The organism is Bartonella sp. AA23NXGY (assembly GCF_042197165.1).
Lineage (GTDB): Bacteria > Pseudomonadota > Alphaproteobacteria > Rhizobiales > Rhizobiaceae > Bartonella.
The window spans coordinates 1-2,399 of sequence record NZ_JBHIRO010000054.1 but is presented as its reverse complement, the minus strand read 5'-3'; the positions used below and the strand labels follow the sequence as shown (position 1 = coordinate 2,399).

Below are 2,399 nucleotides of genomic sequence, written 5' to 3'. Positions count from 1 at the left end.
CTTTCGTTGGCTACAGCGGCTACATTCTTATCGAATGTTACGCCTGTTTTTTCAGCAAATCCTGATTTTAGAAACACGTTTCTTGAGGGTGTAAAAAGTGCCGGTGTGTCTTATCCACAAAGCCTTCTCTCTGTTGCTGGTTTGAATGCTTCTGAAGATTACGCAAATTTTTTAACCAAAACCCTTTCTGGTAAGAGCGATAAGAGTTCTATCGTAAATGTTCTTGCGGACGATAGCAAAAATTTATTGGTCAGAACCCTAGATACAGACGAGCAATATAAAAAGTCTCTCATTAGTCCACGGTCGCTTGTTCGTGATAGCTCTACAGCCCAACAGTTTTCAGGGAATAATGAGAATGCAGCCCCTGTTAATGTTTCTGACCTTTTGCGGGGTGGAACTGCAGGAATGCAACGTTCTCAAAATAACAATGTTATTTTGGGTAGTGGGATTAATTATACAAAAAGCAAGTGGGGTGTTTTTATTGGTGACGATGTGGTTGGTAGTGTTGATGGGAGAGGTACATACGGTTCTGTTGCTATCGGGTACAGTGCAAAAGCTGGTGATGGTTGGAGTACTGTTATTGGTTATATGGCAGAGTCACCTAAGGCCGTGTATGGTACTGTTGTTTTGGGGCGGGGGGCAAAAACGGAAGGCATTTTTGGCATTGCAATCGGTGGTGTTGGAACTAGTCCTGGATCTGGAATACAGGATATTGATGAAAAAAATAGAGTACTTGCAGCTGGTGATTATGCAATGGCTCTTGGTTACGGCGCAAAGAATTATGCAGAAAAGGGGATTGCTCTTGGTTACAATGCATCTGCAACAAAGGAGGCGCTGTATGGTATTGCTATAGGTAATCAGGCAAATGCGTTTAGTCAGCATTCGATAGCTATAGGTTCTCAGGCACAGGTGGATAAGGGGGGGGAGCGTGGTATTGCTCTAGGTTATCAAGCCTGGGTATCAAATGAAGTGGATAGCATTGCTATAGGCTACATGGCTCATGCTTTAGGCAAAGACAGCATCGCGATAGGTTCCGAATATAATGAATCGGTTGGACCAGACGATCATACAACTGCGGGGAGTGATTATTCAACGGCTGTGGGTGCTGTTTCTAAGGCTTTGGGCTATGGTTCGACTGCTGTTGGTCATCGTGCATACGCAACAGCAAAGAATGCTACGGCTTTTGGTTTTTATTCGAAAGCAACAGTGGAGGGAGGCGTCGCTATAGGGAATGATTCTGTCGCTGATCGGGCTGCTGGTCTTTTAGGTTATGCTCCTTCTTTAAAGGATGGGGTTGCAACAAATGGCACATCTCAGTGGAAAAGTACGCTGGGAGCTGTGAGTGTTGGTTATGATGGTGCTGATAATCCACAAACACGACAAATTATCGGAGTAGCGGCTGGTAGTGAGCCTACTGATGCAGTAAATGTTGTACAGTTAAAAGACTTAGAAAGTGTCGTAAGAAATGGTGGTTGGAAACTATCTGTTGGGGGTAAGGATGATAAGACCGTTATCATGGACAGCGCGGTAGATTTTTCCGCTGGAAGTACAAATCTTCAAATTAGCAAAGGCAAAGATAATAATAATATAAAATTTGATCTAGCTAAGGATATTGCAGTCAATAAAGTAACTGCAGGAAACAGTACCTTAGATGCAACGGGCTTAGTGATTTCTGGTGGACCGAAAATAACAACGGGTGGTATTGACGCTGGTAGTAAGAAGATAACAGGCATTCAAAATGGCGCACTCACAGCAGAATCGACCGAAGCGGTCAATGGTTCCCAACTTTTGGCAACAAATACTGAAATTAATGAAGTAAGAGACAGTATTCTTGTTAAGCAAGTAGCAGAGATGGCTTTGACGCGCAGTCTCCGTGATGGAGGAACGGGCCTTATCACTATTGGTAAGGGAACAGGTGGTACCGAAATCAGTATTCTAAATAAGGATAATGGAGGGCGGAAACTTTCCGGTCTACTTGGCGGGACAATCAATGAAAATTCAGACGAAGCTGTAAGTGGTTCTCAGCTTCATACCCTAGGGAGCAGTGTTGCATCTTATTTCGGTGGTGGTGCTGACTTTGGAAATGGAAACTCAGTAGGTCCTACTTTTAAGATCAAAACTTTCGATACTGATGGAGAGGAAAAAAGAGAGAGTTATCAGAATGTAGCGGATGCGTTTGAGGGTGTTAATACGGCTCTCACGACTGTTCAGGATAAATTGACTGAACAGGTTAATAATGTGATTACCAAAGTAGAAAGCGAAAGCTTTGTTCAGCAAGATAAGACAACGAGTCGTCTCACTATTGGTGCAAAAGTAGGTGGCACAGAACTCAATATCGCAAATAAAGACAAAGGGGATCGGACACTTTCAGGTGTTGGTGAAGCAACAAAGGATAATGA

1 pseudogene is annotated in these 2,399 nt (G+C 43.4%); it reads left to right on the top strand.

Going from position 1 to position 2,399, the window contains the following annotated elements:
- Positions 1-2,399, top strand: a pseudogene (locus ACFINY_RS09560) (hypothetical protein); the annotation flags it as partial.